Here is a 19,712-nt window from a genome sequence, read left to right as displayed (position 1 = left end):
AAATTATTCAAGGGAGCCAATGGCTCCCTTGTTATTTTCCACGCTACAAATTAACTAAGCCGCTTTTTTCTTTTTCGGTTGAGATTCATCCTCTGACTCACTGTGTGGCTTTTTTGATGGAATAACCCCCAAGTCATCAAACTCAAACTCATCAACATTAATGGTGCGCAAGCGGCTATCCTCGGCTTTACGTAAAATATCCGCTTCTTCCTGAGTAATTGCATTCTCTTGCAACATTTGGTCAGCTAATTTATCTAAACGGGTAAAGCTAAAATGACGTTCTTTTAGGCGGCAAATACGTTCGAAAATTGGCTCTGCGGCAATAATGTCATACAGAGCTTGGTTAACGAGCCCATGTGGGTTGTGTTCAGTCGGTGTTAGATATTGACCGCGTCCGATTCTGTCTCGCGTTTCCGAAGGCTCCATAATTAATTGTGCCAGTTTATGATCCAGACGATCGGATGGCATTGACATCGCGCGACCTGTCGGGAATAACACAATTCTCAATACGCCAGCAATTAAGCGATTTGGGAAGTTTTTCAGTAAATCATCCATCGCTTTTTCAGATTGATATAGACAATCTTCTACTGCCCATTTCACTAAAGGTAAATCCGCTTTTTGGCGACCTTCATCTTCATAACGTTTCAAGGTTGCCGATGCGAGATACAGGTGGCTTAAAATATCCCCCAGACGAGCAGAGATACGTTCACGGCGTTTTAAACTACCACCCAGAACGCCCATTGAAACATCCGACAATAAAGCTAAGTTAGCACTGTGGCGATTTAACATTTGATAGTAACGGCGAGTTTCATCTTTGGTTGGTGCACTACTACCACGACCATTCGTAAGACCTAGCCAGAAACTACGGCATTTGTTGCTAATAACATGCCCAATATGTCCAAAGACGGCTTTATCGAATTTATTCAGGTTATTGTCTTGAGCGGCGGCCATTTCATCAAGAACATATGGATGGCAACGAATCGCTCCTTGTCCAAAGATGATCATGCTGCGAGTTAAGATGTTGGCACCTTCTACCGTAATTGCGATAGGAGCCCCTTGATAGGATCTGGCCACGAAGTTAGAAGCACCTAAACAGATACCTTTACCGCCAGTAATGTCCATTGCATCAATGATGGAATGTTGGCCACGATGAGTACAGTGGTATTTGACAATAGCCGATAGAACAGCGGGTTTTTCACCGAGCATTATGCCCGAAGTGATTAAGGTTGCTGCGGCATCCATCAGGTAAGCATTACCTGCGATACGTGCTAGAGGCTCTTCAATTCCTTCCATCTTGCCAATCGGCAGCTTGAATTGGCGACGAATATAAGCGTAAGCACCCGTTGCTATAGCCACACTTTTCAGGCTACCTGTCGAGTTAGATGGCAGTGTAATTCCTCGTCCAATAGAGAGGCATTCCACCAGCATTCTCCAACCTTGCCCTGCCATTTGTGGTCCACCGATGATGTAATCGATAGGCACGAAAATATCATTTCCGCGAGTTGGACCATTCATAAACGGCACGTTCAGAGGGAAGTGGCGATGGCCAATTTCAACTCCTGGGGTATTGGTTGGGATCAAGGCGCAGGTAATGCCGAGATTTTTTTCTCCACCCAGCAGCTTATCAGGGTCAGTTAATTTAAATGCCAGACCCAGTACAGTCGCTATTGGGGCAAGGGTAATATAGCGCTTATTCCATGTTAAACGCATGCCTAAGACTTGTTCACCCTGCCATTCTCCCATACAGACGACACCTGCATCTGGGATGGCACCAGCATCAGAACCCGCTTCAGGACTAGTCAGTGCAAAGCAGGGGATTTCTTCACCAGTAGCTAAGCCAGGCAAATAGCGTTTTTTCTGCTCATCAGTACCATAATGTTGCAGTAATTCACCCGGACCTAAGGAGTTTGGAACTCCAACGGTGATGGCTAGGATGCCAGAAACGCCCGCCAGCTTTTGTAATACTTGAGATTGGGCGTAAGCCGAAAACTCCAGCCCACCGTATTCTTTTTTGATGATCATGGCGAAAAAGCGATGATCTCGCAGGTATTGCCAGACTTCAGGGGTTAAATCTGCTAGTTCATGGGTGACTTCGAAATCATTCACCATGCCACAGACCGTTTCTACTGGACCATCGATAAAGGCTTGTTCTTCAGCAGTGAGTTGTGGTTTTGGATAATTGTGGAGTTTGTTCCAATTAGGAGCTCCACGGAACAGATCACCCTCCCACCACGTTGTTCCTGCGTCAATTGCTTCTTTTTCGGTTCTGGACATTGGCGGCATGACTTTTTGAAATAAGGTCATGGCTTTTGCTGAGAAAAGAGATTGGCGAACAGGGGTAAAGACAAATGGGAAAAGCACCAGAGCCACGGGTAATAATACCCAATAACTCCATATGTCGGCTGCGCCCATGACGGCTGTGTAGGCAAGTAATAATATTGTGCTGAGAATTAATGAGCTTTTGTGGTAGCTCAGCACGCCGATTAAGGCGATAAATAAAACGATACTGAGAAGGATCATAGTGAAACTCCTGTCTACTTGTAAGAGGTCTGACCTGTTGGTTTCTTTAATCTATATCCGTTAATAAACAATTATCAAGATGTTTACATCTTAATTACAACTTGGCTCACAAAATAATCAAGTCATACCGTGAATTATTGGGAATACCCGCAGTTTTGTATCGTCACAAATTGCCTAAATGTGTGGTTGATGGAGATTTCACCAAACTTGGCTGATACAACACAATCAGAAGTAGAAACAAAGTGTACCCTGTGCAACAATCGGGAAATCAAAGATTAATTACCTAGAAAGGCGTAATTATCTTCATCAAGTATTCGTTAAATTTAAGGGGAAACTCATGTACCAAGACTTGATCCGTGGTGAGCTGACGGAAGCTGCAGATACGCTATCCAATTTTTTAAGTGATGAAGCTAACCTGCAAGCTATCGAGAAAGCGGCAGTATTGCTGGCAGACTCTTTTAAAGCGGGCGGAAAAGTTCTCTCTTGCGGTAATGGTGGCTCCCATTGCGATGCGATGCATTTTGCAGAAGAGCTAACCGGTCGTTATCGTGAAAACCGTCCAGGTTATCCAGCAATAGCCATTTCTGATGTAAGCCATTTATCTTGCGTGAGTAATGACTTCGGTTATGAGTTTGTTTTTTCTCGTTTCATTGAAGCTGTTGGCCAAAAAGGGGATGTTTTATTAGGCATTTCAACGTCAGGAAATTCTGGCAATATCATCAAAGCAATCAGTGCAGCACGTGAAAAAGGTATGAAAGTCATTACGTTGACAGGTAAAGATGGTGGCAAGATGGCAGGTAGCGCTGATATTGAAATTCGCGTCCCTCATTTTGGTTATGCAGATCGTATTCAAGAGATTCATATCAAAGTGATCCATATCTTGATTCAATTAATTGAAAAAGAGATGGTTAAGTAACTTCTTTTGAGGCATCGGAGGCTTTAAATGTGCGAACTGCTTGGCATGAGTGCCAATGTACCCACAGATATTACTTTTAGTCTGAGTGGATTAATTTCCCGGGGTGGACAAACAGGTCCACATAAAGATGGCTGGGGAATTACGTTCTATGAAGGACTCGGGTGTCGTACATTTAAAGATCCTCAGCCAAGTTTTGTTTCTCCTGTGGCGCGGTTTGTGCAGGAATATCCAATCAAATCAGAATGCATAGTCGCACATATTCGTCAGGCAAATCGAGGCGATGTTTCTTTGGTCAATACGCACCCGTTTACTCGTGAGTTATGGGGGCGCAATTGGACATATGCCCATAATGGCCAGCTGAAAGGTTTTCGGTCATTGAAAACAGGTCATTATCGACCTATCGGTGAGACGGACAGTGAATGGGCGTTTTGTTGGATTTTGCATCAACTAAATCAAAAATATCCTCGAAAGCCGACAAATTGGCAATCAGTATTCCGGTTTATTGCGACTTTAGCTCAACAATTACGTGCAAAAGGCGTGTTTAATATGCTGCTATCCGATGGTGAGTATTTGATGGCATTCAGTTCAACGAAGCTTCACTGGATCACTCGAAAAGCCCCATTTGGTAAAGCAAAATTACTCGATCAAGATATCGAGATTGATTTCCAACAATGCACCACACCGAGTGACGTGGTGTCCGTGATCGCCACAACACCACTCACTGGAAATGAAACTTGGCAAAAAATAGAGCCTGGTGATTTTGTGCTATTTCACCGTGGTCAACGCATATTGTGACTTAGATCCCAATAACTGAGTCGGGCTTTCTGGCATGCTGTTAACATTATATTTACCTAATATCACAGAGACTTCGGCTGGTGTTTTTGTCCGCTCGAAGTAGTCATAAGCTGGCTGGAGTTGCTTCCAAAAAGCATAATGGCTGGAATTTCGGTAACGTAGCATATTCGTTTTAGTCATTCTAAAAGGATAGATGTTAACATCTATAATCGGCTGACCGTTTTGGAGTGCACGTTCGACGGTTTGGTAGATTTCTCCCATGGATTTATCTGTCATGGCATAGCATCCGGTCGATACACAGCTACCATGAATCATCAAATAATTACCGGTATACCCCTGCGCTTTATCAAAATCATTAGGAAAACCTAAGTTAATAGACCGGTAAAACTGGCTATTAGGGTTAAGTTGCTCGGCTGTAATCTGATAAAAACCTTCGGGGCTTTTTAGGTCGCCCTCTATTTTTTTTGGGCCCAGCCCACCAGAAAACTTACAGATTGGATAAGTTTTGACTAATTTAAACTTTCCGTCAGACGCTTTTTGGTAGAGCTCAAGCACACCTTCTTGTTTAAATATTTGAATAAATATCGATGATTTCTGTTCGATATTCGCCCTTTCATTAAGATTAATTAATGTTTCTTTATTTTGGGCGTTAACAGTCGAAGATAAAGCAAACAGTAAGCTAAGACTGAGAATTGTACGTATACGCATAATTAAGCCGAATTTTGAAAAATAAATTGTTTAAAAATAGTACATGTTAGGGATATTTTAGACGAAGGAAATAAAATTTAATATAGAAAGTTAATAATTCTGTCTGAATGTTTGTTGATTACAAAATAATCAACAATCGATAAAGATGAATGCATAGGTAGGTAATTACGAGTTGTTACAACATAATTTTAAATTATATTACGATTTGCTTGAGCTACGTCACTTCTATAACCGGACAGAGGGAGAGGGAACTGATAAAATTATCGACGGCAGAAGAAGATAAAGTGTAGCAATATTGTGAAATTTACTTACTCAAGTGGCGAAAGTAACTTGGGTTATTTTTATTATTGAGTCGCTATCATTCATTGCTGAATCGTTAGCTTAGGGTTTAACTGATAAACTTGTGCAGATCTTATGATTAAAATTAAAAAAGGCCTTAACCTTCCAATCGCAGGTGAGCCAGCCCAAGTGATAGAAGACGGCCCGAAAATTCAACACGTAGCGGTGCTAGGTGAAGAATATGTCGGGATGCGTCCTTCCATGCTGGTTAAAGAAGGTGAGCGTGTAAAAAAAGGACAGATTCTTTTTGAAGATAAAAAGAATCCTGGAGTGGTATTTACTAGCCCTGCCTGTGGCAAAATTGTTGCCATTCATCGTGGTGAGCGTCGTGTTCTTCAGTCTGTTGTCATCGAAATTGATGGCGATGAACAAGAGACTTTTGAATCTTATGCAGCAGACCAGCTTTCAACGTTGACTAAAGAGCAGGTTGAACAAAATCTTTTAAGATCAGGTTTATGGACAGCTTTAAGAACGCGCCCATTTAGTCGTTCTCCAGAGCCTGGTTCATCCCCAGCTGCGATTTTTGTGACTGCAATGGATACGAACCCGCTTTCCGCAGATCCAACAATAATCATTGGTGAAAATTCGCAAGCTTTTAACGACGGTTTGGTGGTTCTGAGTCGTTTAACCGAAGGCAAAGTTCATGTTTGCCATGGTGCTGGTGAAATCCCAAAACAAGCAGCCAACTCACAAATTGTTTATACGCAATTTGCGGGACCACATCCTGCTGGGTTAGCTGGTACTCACATTCATTTTCTTGAGCCAGTTAGTCTCAAAAAAAGAGTGTGGAGCCTAAATTATCAAGACGTGATTGCGATAGGTAAGTTATTTACCACCGGTCATTTATATACTGATCGAGTTATTGCAGTTGCGGGACCTCAAGTCGAAAAACCGCGTCTGTTACGAACCCGTCTAGGCGCAGATATTTATGAATTAACTAAAGGGCAGCTTAAAGCCGGAGAAAACCGTTTAATTTCGGGGTCTGTGCTTTGGGGTGTGACCTGTGATGAGGCTCATCACTATCTTGGTCGTTTTCATAACCAAGTTTCTGTCTTAGCAGAAGGCCGTGATAAAGAATTGTTTGGCTGGATTATGCCGGGGGTGAATAAATTTACCATCACTCGTACAACCATCGGTCATTTTCTGAAAAATAAACGATTTAACTTCACGACAACCATGAATGGTGGCGAACGTTCCATGGTTCCAATTGGTAACTATGAGCGTGTTATGCCACTCGATATCATGATTACGCACTTATTACGTGATCTACTCGCGGGCGATACAGATACTTCTCAAGAGTTGGGCTGTCTGGAACTTGATGAAGAAGATTTAGGTCTGTGTACATATGTGTGCCCAGCTAAGTATGAATATGGTCCAGTGCTGCGTGATGTTCTGACCAAGATTGAGCTAGAAGGGTAATTCCATGGGTCTGAAAAATTTATTTGAAAAATATGAGCACCATTTTGAACCCGGTGGAAAGTTAGTCAAACTCTATCCATTGTATGAAGCTGTTGTGACAGTTTTTTATACTCCGGGCACCGTCACAAAAGGTCGTTCACACGTTCGAGACACAATAGATCTCAAGCGCATGATGATTTTAGTCTGGCTTGCGGTTTTCCCAGCTATGTTCTGGGGAATGTATAATGTCGGAAACCAAGCTATTCCTGCGCTGTACCACTTGTATAGCGGTGCAGAATTGCAGCAAGTACTGGCGAGTGATTGGCACTACAGTCTGGCGCAATTATTAGGGGCTTCATTAACTCCTGATGCGGGCTGGGGCAGTAAAATGTTGCTGGGAGCCGTTTACTTCCTACCGATTTATTTAGTGGTATTCCTTGTCGGTGGATTCTGGGAAGTATTGTTCGCGATGATCCGTGGTCATGAGATCAACGAAGGTTTCTTTATCTCCTCTATCTTATTTGCCCTGATTGTCCCGCCAACCATTCCATTGTGGCAGGCAGCACTCGGTATCACCTTTGGTGTGGTTGTGGCAAAAGAGATTTTTGGTGGTACAGGGCGTAACTTCCTTAACCCTGCATTAGCGGGTCGTGCTTTCTTATTCTTTGCTTACCCAGCGCAGATTTCGGGTGACTTAGTTTGGACTGCGGCTGATGGTTTCTCTGGTGCAACTCCGTTATCCCAATGGGGTGCTGGTGGTCAAAGTGCACTGGTGAATACCATTACCGGTGAACCGATCACTTGGATGCAAGCTTTCCTAGGAAACATGCCGGGCTCAATTGGTGAAGTTTCCACACTGATGATTTTCATTGGTGGTGCATTCATCATCTTTTTCCGTATTGCCTCATGGCGTATTGTTGCCGGTGTGATGTTGGGCATGATTGCCATGTCTTACCTGTTCAACTTTATTGGTTCAGATACTAACCCACTATTTGCAATGCAATGGTGGTGGCACATGGTATTAGGTGGCTTTGCTTTCGGTATGATCTTTATGGCGACAGACCCAGTTTCAGCTTCCTTTACTGATAAAGGTAAGTGGGCATACGGGATTCTGATCGGTGTAATGTGCGTACTTGTTAGGGTTGTAAACCCTGCATATCCAGAAGGAATGATGCTAGCAATCCTATTCGCCAACCTGTTTGCTCCTCTGTTTGACTATATGGTCGTTCAAGCAAATATTAAACGGAGAAAAGCCCGTGGCTAATGATAAACCAGTAAATAAAGATGGCATTGGCAGAACCTTTATTGTTGTTTTTATTCTCTGCTTAGTGTGTTCCATCATCGTTGCCGGTGCTGCCGTCGGTCTCAAACCGAAGCAGCAAGAGCAAATTATGTTAGATGCTCAGCGTAATATTTTAAGTGTTGCGGGTTTACTCGAGCCTAAAATGAGCGCTGAAGCAATTCAGAAAACCTACAGTGAGCGTATCGAACCAAAACTGTTGAATTTCAAAACTAACGAATTATCCGATAGCATTGGTCGCTACGACTTAAACAGTGAATTACGCAGTGATGAAACCAGTATTGCTCTGTCTCCAGCAGAAGATATTGCCAAAATACGTCGCCGCGTAAATAGTGCTGAAATCTATCTGGTAAAAGATGAACAGGGAAAAGTTTCCCAAATTATCTTACCTGTTTATGGTTCCGGTTTATGGTCAGTGATGTACGCTTTTATCGCCGTTGATATTGATGGTGTGACCTCTCGTGGTATTACTTACTATTCACATGGTGAAACTCCAGGTCTAGGTGGCGAAGTCGATAATCCACAATGGAAAGCTCAGTGGCCAGGTAAAAAACTGTTTAATGAGCAGGGTGTTCCTGCAATTAAAATCGTGCGTAGCGGTGCTACCGATAGCCCTTATGGTATCGATGGCCTTTCAGGTGCAACACTGACATCAAACGGGATTCAACATATGTTTGATTTCTGGTTAGGTGATAACGGTTTTGGTCCGTTCCTGAAAAAAGTTCGTGAAGGAGCGCTGAATAATGGCTGATTCTAAAGAAGTAAAACGCGTCCTACTTGGACCATTGTTCGATAATAACCCAATTGCATTGCAGGTTTTGGGGGTATGCTCGGCATTAGCCGTCACCACCAAACTTGAAACGGCACTGGTTATGACTATCGCTGTAACCTTAGTCACAGCGTTCTCTAACTTTTTTATCTCATTAATTAGAAATTACATCCCAAGCAGTGTTCGTATTATTGTTCAAATGGCAATTATTGCATCGTTAGTAATTGTTGTTGACCAAATCTTACGTGCCTATGCCTATGAAATTTCAAAACAGCTTTCGGTATTCGTTGGCTTAATTATTACCAACTGTATCGTTATGGGACGTGCTGAAGCATATGCGATGAAAGCACCTCCAATTGAAAGTTTTATGGATGGTATCGGTAATGGTCTTGGGTATGGTGTGATCCTAGTACTGGTTGGCTTCCTTCGTGAGCTGTTCGGTTCTGGTAAACTGTTTGGTATCACGGTATTTGAATCACTGCAAAATGGTGGTTGGTACATGCCAAATGGCTTATTCCTGTTAGCGCCAAGTGCATTCTTTATCATTGGTATGCTGATTTGGGGTTTACGTACTCTGAAACCAGCTCAGATAGAGAAGGATTAAGAGTATGGAACATTATATTAGTTTATTTGTTAAAGCCATTTTCATTGAAAACATGGCATTAGCCTTCTTCTTAGGAATGTGTACATTCCTTGCAGTATCGAAGAATGTAAAAACTGCGTTTGGACTGGGTATTGCCGTTACTGTTGTTTTAGGTATTTCTGTTCCTGCCAATAACCTCGTATACAACCTAGTGTTGCGTGATGGGGCTTTGGTTGAAGGTGTGGATTTATCATTCCTAAACTTCATTACCTTTATCGGTGTGATTGCTGCATTAGTTCAAATTCTGGAAATGATTTTGGATCGTTACTTCCCATCACTGTATAACGCACTAGGGATCTTCTTACCGTTGATCACCGTTAACTGCGCAATCTTTGGTGGTGTATCTTTCATGGCTCAGCGCGACTATAACTTTACGGAATCCATCGTTTATGGTTTTGGTTCCGGTATAGGTTGGATGTTGGCTATCGTCTTAATGGCGGCTATCCGTGAAAAAATGAAGTATTCAGACATTCCAGCGGGTCTAAAAGGGTTAGGTATCACCTTTGTTACGACCGGTTTGATGGCATTGGGCTTTATGTCCTTCTCCGGTGTGCAGCTATAAAGGCGAGAAGAATTCATGGATATTATTATTCTAGGCGTAGTTATGTTCACCCTGATTGTCTTGGCTTTGACAGGTCTGATCCTGTTTGCAAAGTCCAAGTTGGTCAATACAGGGAACATTAAAGTTGAAGTCAACGGCGATCCTGATAAGAGCTTTGATGCTCCAGCAGGCGATAAGCTGTTAGGTATGTTAGCAAACCAAGGTATCTTTGTTTCTTCTGCCTGTGGTGGCGGTGGTTCATGTGGTCAGTGCCGTGTGAAAATCAAAGAGGGCGGTGGTGACATCCTGCCAACTGAGCTTTCTCACATCAATAAACGTGAAGCGAAAGAAGGTTGCCGTCTGGCGTGCCAGGTTAACGTAAAACAAGACCTTAAGATTGAATTACCTGAAGAAATTTTCGGCGTGAAAAAATGGGAATGCGAAGTTATCTCCAATGATAACAAAGCGACGTTCATTAAAGAGCTGAAGTTAAAAATTCCTGAGGGAGAAGTGGTTCCATTCCGTGCGGGTGGTTTTATTCAGATTGAATGTCCTCCTCATGTGGTGAAGTACTCAGACTTTGATGTACCTGAGGAATACCGTGAAGATTGGGATAAATTCAACCTGTTTCGCTATGTTTCTGATGTTAAAGAAGAAACAGTTCGTGCTTACTCGATGGCTAACTACCCTGATGAGCACGGTATTATCATGCTCAACGTGCGTATTGCAACGCCACCTCCGCGCAATCCTGATGTACCACCGGGAATTATGTCATCTTACATTTGGTCATTAAAGCCGGGTGATAAAGTGACAATTTCGGGTCCATTCGGTGAATTCTTCGCGAAAGATACGGATGCAGAAATGATCTTCATCGGTGGTGGTGCGGGTATGGCTCCAATGCGTTCTCACATTTTCGACCAGCTACGCCGTTTGAATTCTAAACGTAAGATTAGTTTCTGGTACGGTGCGCGTTCAAAACGTGAAATGTTCTATGTGGAAGATTTCGATCAGTTAGCTGCAGAGCATGATAACTTTACATGGAATGTTGCCCTTTCTGATGCTTTACCGGAAGATAATTGGGATGGATACACAGGGTTTATTCACAATGTCCTGTATGAAAACTATCTCAAAGATCACCCAGCACCAGAAGACTGTGAGTTCTACATGTGTGGGCCTCCAGTGATGAATGCCGCGGTCATCAAGATGCTGAAAGATCTGGGTGTTGAAGACGAAAATATTTTACTGGATGATTTCGGTGGTTAATAAATAGGCCGAAACTATTCACCAAGCGCCCAGGTTACTGGGCGCTAATTGACTGTAAAGAGGAAAAAAACGGTTTTTTCCTCTTTTTGGTTGTAAACTTAAATAACCAAACTGGTATTTCTATTTTTAAACGTGAGTATTCTCTAGGTTTGTGACATGTTGAGTTTTTTGGAAGTCTCAGCACCTCTCTAGTGGCGCTTACAATTAACGCTGAGAAAATTTATGCTAAACAGAAAAGTAATTGCCCCTGTGCTGTTATTCGCAGCCACTCTCTTTCTTGCAGCCTGTGGTGGACCTGAGCAACAAAATCTTCAGGGACAAACCATGGGTACCTATTATTCTGTTAAATATGTAACTGACTCTTCAGAGCCGACACCTGAAGTGATTCAAACTGAAATTGATAAACGTTTGGAAGAAGTTAATGACCAAATGTCTACTTATCGTCCGGGCTCGGAATTAAGTCGCTTTAATCAATCTACTGAAGTGAATGTTCCTTTCCCGGTCTCTGCGGCAACAGCAAAAGTTGTTAGCAAAGCGATTGAAATTAACAAATTAACGGATGGTTCATTAGATGTGACTGTTGGGCCTCTGGTTAATCTTTGGGGATTTGGTCCTGAAGGTCGAGTGACTAAAGCTCCGACAGACGAAGATTTGGCTAAACGTCGTGCATGGATAGGTATTGATAAGCTTGCAGTACAAGATAACAACCTGATTAAAACTATCCCTGAGCTTTATGTCGATCTCTCTTCCATCGCAAAAGGCTATGGTGTTGATGTCGTTGCTGAGTACTTGGAATCTCTTAATATTAATAATTATATGGTTGATATTGGTGGTGAGGTCCGAACTAAAGGTAAGAATGGTAAGGATGCTCCATGGCGTATCGCGATTGAAAAACCGGCAACGGATGGTGTGAGCCAAACTGCTCAAGAAATTATCGAACCGGGTGATTTATCTATCGCGACTTCGGGTGATTATCGTAATTATTTTGAGCAAGATGGTGTGCATTTTTCTCATACTATCGACCCTAAAACAGGTAAACCTATTTCTCATAAGCTAGTTTCTATTACTGTACTGGCTGACGATTGCATGACGGCTGATGGTTTATCGACAGGTTTGAATGTACTGGGTCCTGAAGCTGGTCTAGCACTAGCAGAAAAAATGAATGTTCCTGTTTTTATGATAGTGAAGACAGATAAAGGTTTCGAAGAGCGTTACACTAAGGCATTCGAACCATTTTTACAGAAGAAGCAGTAAATAGGAGAATAAAGGAATGCTGAATGTTTTTCTGGCAACCTTTGCCTTATTTTTGTTGGCATTTTTGGGTATGTCTCTTGGATACATTATTAAGCGTAAAAGTATTCAAGGAAGCTGCGGTGGTTTAAGCAGTATTGGTGTTGAAAAGGTTTGTGACTGCCCTGAGCCTTGTGATGCCCGTAAAAAACGTATGGCACGTGAAGAAGCCCGTAAAAAAATGTTAGAGAAAAATCGAATTATTTGATTTTTAAACTGACTATTTTATCTTCAGCCTTAGTCATGATGGATATCATCTGACTAAGGTTTTTTGTTATAAAAGAAAGTGCATTTTTGTGTGAAAAAGCTCGGTGACTAAAACAACATTTTTACTACTTAGATTCATCAGACTACAAATAATTCAGTTGAGCAGGAGCTTGATGCCGGGAATGCTGCATATAAACGTTTAGATTCACCATTAATACCCAATATGACTTGATGATTATCTTCAGGCTTTATTTGGCAGGTAAAGTTAACGGAAGATCTCCAGTGCTTACCAGACTGGGTAACAAATTCAACTATCCAGTGATGGGGATCTTCAACGCGATAAAAAAAGGATAATGCATCAGGGGTAGTAGACAGATTTTTTACATTATATAGGTACATACCTTGAACAGGAGAATGCAAATCTGAAATATCATGAATGATTCTAACCTTATTTAAGTCTTCTCCCCAAAAATTTTCAAATGTTATATGGCAACGTTCGATTGTCATTTTATTTCCTCTCGTTGCTATGGTTAAATTAATTGCATTTTTTTAGAGCATGAAATAGAGACAGGGTAATTAACAAATAAGCTCTTCACGTTACCATTAAAACTAATTTTGACTTTACCATTATCTCGTTCATTAATTTTACATGATAAAAAATCGCCACTATCCCAAGTTTCTCCACTCTTCGTTATGATTTTCCCTTTCCAATTGCTCATTTCTGTGACAGAAAATTGAAATTCAAATATATCAGTAAGTATTTGTTTATCTTTTAAATTATAAGAAATAAATGCACTTTCATACTCATTTGCATTATTTTGAAAAATAATTTCTACTTTTTTTATATCTTCATTCCACATGTTCTCAATTGATAAGATACCTTTTGACATAGCCAAATTTTTTCCTCTGTGAATATTTGGATTTTAAATATCATGGCATTTTAAATTGATAGTGTAATTAATATTGAATGTTATTGATTAATGAAAAGAGAGGGGCTAATAGAAATAAATTAAGCTACTTAAAATGGACATCATATGGTGCCAAATAAGTAGCTTAAAAATAAGATTACTTTTTAAAGGCTTTAGGGGAATCAACCATCACCGCATCAGCGCCAATATCTTTAGCAAGCTGGTAGTCACTTTCATTATTTACGCCAAAGACAATAATATAAGCGTTACCATTTTTTCTAAAGCAATCAATCGCTTCTTTATCCCACGATAAAGTCGCAGGAGAGCGGGCTTCACCTAACGTATATTTCTCGACAACTTCGACTTTGCGATGTAGTTCAAAGCCATACCAACGAGTTGCTGATTTATCATTTTCTACCGAGCATTGGTGGCTCATTACGCTATTGGCTAACATAGTGCGAGTTTCATCGCGACTTTCAAAGAGCTGAGTTTGGGATGAAAGCGGTTTCAGTGCTTTCAAAAATGAATCATTAGTGGAATAGAAACGTACCTGATTAAAAGCTTTAGTCTTGTTTAACAACGCTAGAATTGCTTGAGCTTGAGTTTCTGGGTTCGCATCGGGGGACTTTAAATCAATATAAAAAGTCGTGTCAGGATATTGGGATAATACGTTTTCTAATGTAGTAATCGTGGTTTGGCGAGCAGGTAATTTCGCGTTATTCTTTTGATTAAACTTATAGGCCGCATTAATTTGGCTCAGCTGTTTAGCGGTGTAATTTGAAACCATACCGTTCTTATCTGTTAGTGCATCTAAATCACTTGGGCGATAAAGCACCAGCTGATTATCTTGGCTTAATTGAACCGTTAACCAAATCGCATCGGCATTATTTTTCTTTGCTAACTCGATAGCATAGAGGGTGTTTTCTGGCGCATCTGCTGTTCCTGCACGATGGGCAACAATGTGTGGTGTTAAGGCAAAGGCTGATTGGCTAGCCAAAAGTAGTAATCCGATAACAGTAGATTTTTTGAATATTGATGTTGATATCATTGGCATGTGTATTATCCATAAAAATAGTGAATTCAAGAAACTAGAGAGAAATTAAATGAATACCTGTTTTAATGTTTTTAGTAGACTTTGTAAGTAGCGAGCCGGCAAATTAGGAGTAACTTTGAGTATTTAGGCTCATTAGCAGTGTCTCAGAAATTTATTTCAATCAGATGAATAAGTTGTGAGTGGAAGTTGTGTTATTACATTTATAATTATTGTCATCTTCAAAATGGTATTTTCAGAACTCATTGCATGGCTAATAAAATAACTGTATATTTAAACAGTTATTTTTGGTGGGTAGGGCATCTATCATGCGTAAAATTATTCATATTGATATGGACTGCTTTTTTGCTGCGATAGAAATGCGTGATAATCCTGAGCTGCGCCATGTTCCCCTTGCTGTAGGTGGGAGTGCAGATCGTCGAGGTGTGATTAGTACAGCAAACTATGAAGCGCGTCGTTATGGGGTGCATAGTGCTATGTCTACGGGAATGGCTCTAAAGCTTTGTCCTCATCTTAAAGTAGTGCCCGGTAGAATGGCGGTTTATAAAGAAACCTCGATTCATATTCGTCAAATATTTTCCCGTTATACAGATTTAATCGAACCGCTATCTTTGGATGAAGCCTATTTAGATGTGACGGATTGTTTACAGCTTCATGGCTCGGCCACATTAATTGCCGAGGCAATCCGTCAACAAATATTTGATGAGCTACAACTCACTGCATCAGCAGGAATAGCGCCAATTAAGTTTCTAGCTAAAATTGCATCGGATTTGAATAAGCCCAATGGACAATATGTTATTACTCCTCAAGAGCTACCTTCATTTGTTGCTTCTCTTCCCTTAAAGAAAATCCCAGGGGTGGGGAAAGTCACAGCTCAAAAACTCGCGGATATGGGGCTATTAACCTGCGCAGATGTGCAAAAGTATGACATGTTGTCGTTGATTAAAAGTATGGGGAAATTTGGTCAGGCTCTATGGGAGCGCAGCCATGGCGTTGATGATCGCCCTATTAATCCAGAAAGGATTCGTAAATCTGTGGGGGTTGAGCGTACATTAGCAAAAGATATTCATCATTGGGAAGAGTGTTTGCCACTATTAGATACCTTGTACGATGAGCTCTATTTTCGCTTAGAAAAAATTAAGCCAGACCTGCGAATTGCTCGGCAAGGCGTAAAGTTGAAATTTGAAGATTTTCAACAAACGACCCAGGAACATGTGTATCCCATCATTAATAAACAAGATCTCATTCAGTTAGCAAAACAGGCTTGGGACAATAGGCGATTAGGGCGAGGTGTCAGGCTGGTTGGCTTACATGTATCGCTTCAGAATCCTCAGTTAGAGAGACAGCTGTCTTTGATATTGTGAACAAAAAATGGGGTCATATGCCGATGACCCCAAATTTCGTTGAATACGGGTTAGTTTTTAACGGGGATCGCTTTGAGGATCGCGGTTAACAACGTCCAGTATTGACCTACGCTTTCGATATGTACACGTTCGTCTGGTGAGTGAGCACCGCGGATAGTTGGTCCAATAGAAACCATGTCCATTAGTGGGTAAGGTTTTTTGAACAAACCACACTCAAGACCCGCATGGATAACCATGATATTGGGTGTTTTACCGAACAATTTTTGGTAAGTATCACTCACAATATGCATGACTGGCGAGTCAGCATCTGGCTGCCATCCAGGGTATCCACCTTCTGCGCGGAACTGAGCTTTTGCTAACTTACTTAAAGAGGTCAGCATGTTCACAACGTAGTTTTTACCTGTATCGATCAGGGAACGAACTAAGAAGATCACTTCAGCTTTATCTTCCGTCATTTTCACGACGCCTTCATTCAGCGAAGTTTCTACAACCCCTTTGACAACATCACTCATACGGATTACGCCGCTTGGTGCTGAGTTTAGGAAGAAAACCAAACGTTGTTGGCAATCATCAGTTAGTGCTTTTAACGCACTGGAAGTTTCTTCTAAAACTAAAACTAAGTTAGGTTCTACAGCAGCCAATTCATTTTTCAGAATACCTTCGTAGCGAGTTCTTAATGCCGTTAATTCAGCAACTTTATCCGCTGGTACTGCAATGGTAGCATGACCTTCACGAGGGATAGCATTACGCAGAGTACCGCCAGTGAATTCCAACAGTTTTAAGTTTAATTCTTCAGCATGACCAGCTAAGAAACGAGCTAATAGCTTGTTAGCGTTTCCTAAACCTAAGTGAATATCTCCACCAGAGTGACCACCTTTGAGTCCTTTTAACGTCATGGTGAACGTTTTATAACCTTGAGGTAAAGCTTCACGGGTTAAATCAAATGTTGCAGTGAAGTCTACGCCACCCGCACAACCCATGTAGATCTCGCCTTCTTCTTCTGAGTCAGTATTGATTAGAATATCAGCTTGTAGCCAGTTAGGTTGTAAGCCAAAAGCACCGTCCATTCCGGTTTCTTCTGTCATGGTTAGTAAGACTTCCAGTGGACCATGTTCAACGCTTTCATCAGCTAATACGGCAATCGCTGATGCCATACCGATACCATTATCCGCACCTAAAGTTGTACCTTCCGCAGTCACCCACTCGCCGTTGATATAAGGACGGATAGGATCTTTAGTAAAGTCGTGTTCAGTGTCGTTATTTTTCTGTGGCACCATATCTAAGTGAGCTTGCAATACAACTGGCTTGCGGTTTTCATAGCCTGGAGTTGCTGGCTTACGAATTAGAATATTTCCAACTTGGTCACGCTCAACGTGAAGACCTTTACCTTGTGACCACTCAATAATATGAGCAGCTAAGGCTTCTTCGTGTTTAGAAGGGTGAGGGATGGAACAGATTTTAGCGAAAATATCCCACAGCGGTTGTGGTTTTAGTGTAGCGAGTTGTGACACTGTTTTCTCCTTAGATCTTTTTCCCCGCCATATTTCAAGCTGTAGAGTTTACGAACACCCAAACAATCAACTGGCGAAGTTCACGGTTGAATTTTGTATTGTACTTAAGTGTGAAAACTCAAGTTTTAAGCGGTTTTATGTATTGAATCAGCATACCACTTTCTATCGAATAATGGAGAGTGCTAATAAGAATAATTCATTCTGAGGGATGGTTTTGCTGGTTTTTCCTGCGTCGAATCACTATAATCTCGCGCAACCTTTTTTCCGCAAGACACATTTCTGTTTTACTCAAGTCGGGACCCGAATTTTATGAGCGAAAAATATGTCGTAACGTGGGATATGTTGCAAATACATGCCCGTAAACTCGCACAACGTTTATTACCAGCAAAACAATGGACTGGCATCATCGCAGTAAGCCGTGGTGGTTTAGTCCCAGGCGCATTATTGGCGCGTGAGCTGGGTATTCGTCATGTTGACACCGTTTGTATCTCTAGCTACGACCATAATAATCAGCGCGAAATGCAAGTGATTAAGCGTGCAGAAGGTGATGGTGAAGGCTTTATCGTTATCGATGATTTAGTTGATACTGGCGGTACGGCACAAGCGATTCGAGATATGTATCCGAAAGCTCATTTTGTCACCATCTTTGCTAAACCAGCAGGTCGTCCATTAGTTGATGACTATGTGGTTGATATTCCACAAAACACATGGATTGAACAGCCTTGGGATATGGGGGTTGTTTTCATTGAGCCTCTGTGTGAACAAGATAAATAATCTGGTTGTGTTGTTCAAAGATTAGTGAGTGTTTATTTATGATAAACAACACATTAATACCTAAATGATTTGAACAAAACACGATATGATATAGGGGAGTGCAAATGCACTCCCCTTTGTTTTTTATGTGGCAGATTGATTGGTAAGATTAGGGAAGCAAAATGACTCAACAAAATTTATCCGAAAAACTGTTTAAACCTAGAGTTAGACAAGTCGAAACCTCGACATTAGTTTCCTATTCCTCCCATACACTGTCGCAATTCAAAGACCATAGTGTATTAAGTGGCTCCCAGCACACCCATTGGTATCGCATGATTAACCGTCTTCTATGGATTTGGCGTGGAATTGATGCCATTGAAATTGAAGAGGTTCTCAGCCGGATAGCGGTGGCTGATGCAAAACGTAGCAGTGATGAGTGGTTAGATACCATCATTGGTAATCGCCGAGGTAATTGGTGTTTTGAATGGTCAACGCAAGCAATGCATTGGCAGCAAAAAGCATTGAAATATGAAAAAGGTGATAAAGCGAGTGAAGCTTGGTTACACGCTGCTAATTTATATAGTATTGCCGCCTATCCATTTATTAAAGGGGATGAGCTAGCAGACCAAGCCATATTACTCGCTTGCAAAGCATACGATAGCGCTGCGAAATTCTCTGACTATCAGCTCAAGAAAATTGCATTCAAGGTTGATGGGGGAAAAGAAGTTTGTGGTTTCCTACATATTCCATCTGGAGTGCAAGGGCCATACCCTACCGTCATGGTTTGTGGGATGCTTGATAGCTTACAGATTGACTATAGCCGCTATTTTCGTGACTATTTAGAACCTCTGGGTATCGCAATGTTAACATTGGATATGCCATCTATTGGTTATTCTATTAAGTACAATCTATCCCAAGAAACCAGTACTCTGCATGAGCAGATCGTTCGCCAGCTCGACACTATCCCATGGATTGACCATACACGGTTTGGGATAACGGGAATTCGGTTTGGAGCGAATATTGCTATCAGGTTGGCATATATGTGCCCTGATAAAATTAAAGCAGTGGCAACCATTGGCCCTATTGTTCATAGTTTATTACACGAAGAAAAATACCAAAAAAATATCCCTCGTATGGTTTTGGATGTTTTTGCGAGTCGATTAGGCATTTTTCAAGTTGATGGGCAATCATTACGCCATGAGCTAAGTTGCTATTCGTTAAAAACTCAAGGTCTATTAGGGCGTCGTAATCGAGTACCTATGATGTCCGTTTGTTTCAAAGATGATCCTTATAGCCCGAAAGCTGATTCTGATTTAATTATTCGATCATCTATGGATAGTCATTTATTAGTATTGCCTAATAGCCCTGTTTTCGAGGCTTTCGAGCGTTCTATGTCTGAAACGACAAAATGGTTAGAAAGTAAAATATTATAATTC

General features: G+C 41.4%; 19 protein-coding genes. 13 read left to right on the top strand and 6 right to left on the bottom strand.

Annotated elements, in window-relative coordinates:
• Positions 1-54 precede the first annotated feature (54 nt).
• Complete coding sequence (gene fadE, locus PR761_RS07120) at positions 55-2,520, bottom strand: acyl-CoA dehydrogenase FadE (RefSeq protein WP_154611262.1); 2,466 nt, start codon at positions 2,518-2,520, stop codon at positions 55-57.
• A gap of 337 nt (positions 2,521-2,857) precedes the next feature.
• Between fadE and lpcA the strand changes: the two genes are divergently transcribed.
• Positions 2,858-3,436: a D-sedoheptulose 7-phosphate isomerase gene (gene lpcA, locus PR761_RS07115; RefSeq protein ID WP_006815634.1), complete on the top strand. Its 579-nt coding sequence runs from the start codon at positions 2,858-2,860 to the stop codon at positions 3,434-3,436.
• A 27-nt stretch (positions 3,437-3,463) separates the two neighbouring features.
• The gene (locus PR761_RS07110) at positions 3,464-4,231 is read left to right on the top strand and encodes a class II glutamine amidotransferase (RefSeq protein WP_006815633.1); all 768 of its coding nucleotides are present in this window, start codon (positions 3,464-3,466) and stop codon (positions 4,229-4,231) included.
• On the opposite strand, the gene PR761_RS07105 is transcribed toward PR761_RS07110, so the two are convergent.
• Positions 4,202-4,939, bottom strand: a complete 738-nt coding sequence (locus PR761_RS07105) for a L,D-transpeptidase family protein (RefSeq protein ID WP_006815632.1) — start codon at positions 4,937-4,939, stop codon at positions 4,202-4,204. The genes PR761_RS07110 and PR761_RS07105 overlap by 30 nt on opposite strands.
• Before the next feature lie 414 nt (positions 4,940-5,353).
• Here PR761_RS07105 and PR761_RS07100 point away from each other — a divergent pair, with 414 nt between their 5' ends.
• The 8 genes from PR761_RS07100 (at position 5,354) to nqrM (ending at position 12,690) form a co-directional block, all read left to right on the top strand.
• Positions 5,354-6,697 (top strand): Na(+)-translocating NADH-quinone reductase subunit A, encoded by a 1,344-nt coding sequence (locus tag PR761_RS07100; RefSeq protein WP_006815631.1) that lies wholly within the window; start codon positions 5,354-5,356, stop codon positions 6,695-6,697.
• A gap of 4 nt (positions 6,698-6,701) precedes the next feature.
• Positions 6,702-7,940, top strand: a complete 1,239-nt coding sequence (locus PR761_RS07095; RefSeq protein WP_006815630.1) for an NADH:ubiquinone reductase (Na(+)-transporting) subunit B — start codon at positions 6,702-6,704, stop codon at positions 7,938-7,940.
• Positions 7,933-8,727, top strand: coding sequence for a Na(+)-translocating NADH-quinone reductase subunit C (locus PR761_RS07090; RefSeq protein ID WP_112836317.1), 795 nt, complete (start codon positions 7,933-7,935; stop codon positions 8,725-8,727). The genes PR761_RS07095 and PR761_RS07090 overlap by 8 nt, the downstream gene beginning before the upstream one ends.
• A complete protein-coding gene (locus PR761_RS07085) occupies positions 8,720-9,349 on the top strand; it encodes an NADH:ubiquinone reductase (Na(+)-transporting) subunit D (protein ID WP_006657395.1) in 630 nt (209 codons plus the stop codon). Before PR761_RS07090 ends, PR761_RS07085 begins: the two co-directional genes overlap by 8 nt.
• Before the next feature lie 4 nt (positions 9,350-9,353).
• Positions 9,354-9,950: an NADH:ubiquinone reductase (Na(+)-transporting) subunit E gene (gene nqrE / locus PR761_RS07080; RefSeq protein WP_006657396.1), complete on the top strand. Its 597-nt coding sequence runs from the start codon at positions 9,354-9,356 to the stop codon at positions 9,948-9,950.
• Between the two features lie 15 nt (positions 9,951-9,965).
• Positions 9,966-11,192 carry an NADH:ubiquinone reductase (Na(+)-transporting) subunit F gene (gene nqrF, locus PR761_RS07075; RefSeq protein ID WP_006815628.1) on the top strand — a complete coding sequence of 409 codons (1,227 nt, stop codon included), beginning with the start codon at positions 9,966-9,968 and terminating at the stop codon, positions 11,190-11,192.
• A gap of 222 nt (positions 11,193-11,414) precedes the next feature.
• The gene (locus tag PR761_RS07070; protein WP_006815627.1) at positions 11,415-12,446 is read left to right on the top strand and encodes an FAD:protein FMN transferase; all 1,032 of its coding nucleotides are present in this window, start codon (positions 11,415-11,417) and stop codon (positions 12,444-12,446) included.
• Positions 12,447-12,462: 16 nt separating this feature from the next.
• Positions 12,463-12,690, top strand: coding sequence for a (Na+)-NQR maturation NqrM (nqrM, locus tag PR761_RS07065; protein ID WP_006815626.1), 228 nt, complete (start codon positions 12,463-12,465; stop codon positions 12,688-12,690).
• A gap of 137 nt (positions 12,691-12,827) precedes the next feature.
• Here nqrM and PR761_RS07060 read toward each other — a convergent pair whose 3' ends face one another.
• The 3 genes from PR761_RS07060 to PR761_RS07050 all read right to left on the bottom strand — a co-directional run bounded on the left by PR761_RS07060 (position 12,828) and on the right by PR761_RS07050 (position 14,651).
• Complete coding sequence (locus tag PR761_RS07060; protein WP_006815625.1) at positions 12,828-13,196, bottom strand: hypothetical protein; 369 nt, start codon at positions 13,194-13,196, stop codon at positions 12,828-12,830.
• A 23-nt stretch (positions 13,197-13,219) separates the two neighbouring features.
• On the bottom strand, positions 13,220-13,579 hold the full coding sequence (locus PR761_RS07055) for a hypothetical protein (RefSeq protein WP_006815624.1): 360 nt from the start codon (positions 13,577-13,579) through the stop codon (positions 13,220-13,222).
• Between the two features lie 175 nt (positions 13,580-13,754).
• Entirely contained in the window at positions 13,755-14,651 is an 897-nt protein-coding gene (locus tag PR761_RS07050; RefSeq protein ID WP_112836325.1) for a glycerophosphodiester phosphodiesterase family protein, read from the bottom strand.
• Between the two features lie 305 nt (positions 14,652-14,956).
• On the opposite strand from PR761_RS07050, the gene dinB reads away from it, so the two are divergent.
• On the top strand, positions 14,957-16,012 hold the full coding sequence (gene dinB / locus PR761_RS07045; protein WP_154611264.1) for a DNA polymerase IV: 1,056 nt from the start codon (positions 14,957-14,959) through the stop codon (positions 16,010-16,012).
• A 50-nt stretch (positions 16,013-16,062) separates the two neighbouring features.
• Here the strand turns inward: dinB and pepD are convergent, their stop codons facing one another.
• The gene (gene pepD / locus PR761_RS07040) at positions 16,063-17,523 is read right to left on the bottom strand and encodes a beta-Ala-His dipeptidase (RefSeq protein ID WP_126436448.1); all 1,461 of its coding nucleotides are present in this window, start codon (positions 17,521-17,523) and stop codon (positions 16,063-16,065) included.
• A 309-nt stretch (positions 17,524-17,832) separates the two neighbouring features.
• Between pepD and gpt the strand changes: the two genes are divergently transcribed.
• Both gpt and frsA read left to right on the top strand, forming a co-directional pair.
• Entirely contained in the window at positions 17,833-18,297 is a 465-nt protein-coding gene (gene gpt, locus PR761_RS07035) for a xanthine phosphoribosyltransferase (RefSeq protein WP_006815620.1), read from the top strand.
• Between the two features lie 161 nt (positions 18,298-18,458).
• Entirely contained in the window at positions 18,459-19,709 is a 1,251-nt protein-coding gene (gene frsA / locus PR761_RS07030) for an esterase FrsA (RefSeq protein ID WP_039855547.1), read from the top strand.
• The last annotated feature ends 3 nt before the right edge of the window (positions 19,710-19,712 follow it).

The organism is Providencia sp. PROV210 (assembly GCF_028479445.1).
In the GTDB taxonomy this organism is placed as follows: Bacteria; Pseudomonadota; Gammaproteobacteria; order Enterobacterales; family Enterobacteriaceae; genus Providencia; species Providencia rustigianii.
Note: the sequence above shows the minus strand (reverse complement) of the source record. Positions and strands in the feature narration are given on the sequence as shown.

Excerpts from the sequence above, each read along its gene's own strand:
- fadE (WP_154611262.1), bottom strand. The coding sequence starts at position 2,520 with ATGATCCTTCTCAGTATCGTTTTATTTATCGCCTTAATCGGCGTGCTG.
- lpcA (WP_006815634.1), top strand. The coding sequence starts at position 2,858 with ATGTACCAAGACTTGATCCGTGGTGAGCTGACGGAAGCTGCAGATACG.
- PR761_RS07110 (WP_006815633.1), top strand. The coding sequence starts at position 3,464 with ATGTGCGAACTGCTTGGCATGAGTGCCAATGTACCCACAGATATTACT.
- PR761_RS07105 (WP_006815632.1), bottom strand. The coding sequence starts at position 4,939 with ATGCGTATACGTACAATTCTCAGTCTTAGCTTACTGTTTGCTTTATCT.
- PR761_RS07100 (WP_006815631.1), top strand. The coding sequence starts at position 5,354 with ATGATTAAAATTAAAAAAGGCCTTAACCTTCCAATCGCAGGTGAGCCA.
- PR761_RS07095 (WP_006815630.1), top strand. The coding sequence starts at position 6,702 with ATGGGTCTGAAAAATTTATTTGAAAAATATGAGCACCATTTTGAACCC.
- PR761_RS07085 (WP_006657395.1), top strand. The coding sequence starts at position 8,720 with ATGGCTGATTCTAAAGAAGTAAAACGCGTCCTACTTGGACCATTGTTC.
- nqrE (WP_006657396.1), top strand. The coding sequence starts at position 9,354 with ATGGAACATTATATTAGTTTATTTGTTAAAGCCATTTTCATTGAAAAC.
- nqrF (WP_006815628.1), top strand. The coding sequence starts at position 9,966 with ATGGATATTATTATTCTAGGCGTAGTTATGTTCACCCTGATTGTCTTG.
- PR761_RS07070 (WP_006815627.1), top strand. The coding sequence starts at position 11,415 with ATGCTAAACAGAAAAGTAATTGCCCCTGTGCTGTTATTCGCAGCCACT.
- nqrM (WP_006815626.1), top strand. The coding sequence starts at position 12,463 with ATGCTGAATGTTTTTCTGGCAACCTTTGCCTTATTTTTGTTGGCATTT.
- PR761_RS07060 (WP_006815625.1), bottom strand. The coding sequence starts at position 13,196 with ATGACAATCGAACGTTGCCATATAACATTTGAAAATTTTTGGGGAGAA.
- PR761_RS07055 (WP_006815624.1), bottom strand. The coding sequence starts at position 13,579 with ATGTCAAAAGGTATCTTATCAATTGAGAACATGTGGAATGAAGATATA.
- PR761_RS07050 (WP_112836325.1), bottom strand. The coding sequence starts at position 14,651 with ATGCCAATGATATCAACATCAATATTCAAAAAATCTACTGTTATCGGA.
- dinB (WP_154611264.1), top strand. The coding sequence starts at position 14,957 with ATGCGTAAAATTATTCATATTGATATGGACTGCTTTTTTGCTGCGATA.
- gpt (WP_006815620.1), top strand. The coding sequence starts at position 17,833 with ATGAGCGAAAAATATGTCGTAACGTGGGATATGTTGCAAATACATGCC.
- frsA (WP_039855547.1), top strand. The coding sequence starts at position 18,459 with ATGACTCAACAAAATTTATCCGAAAAACTGTTTAAACCTAGAGTTAGA.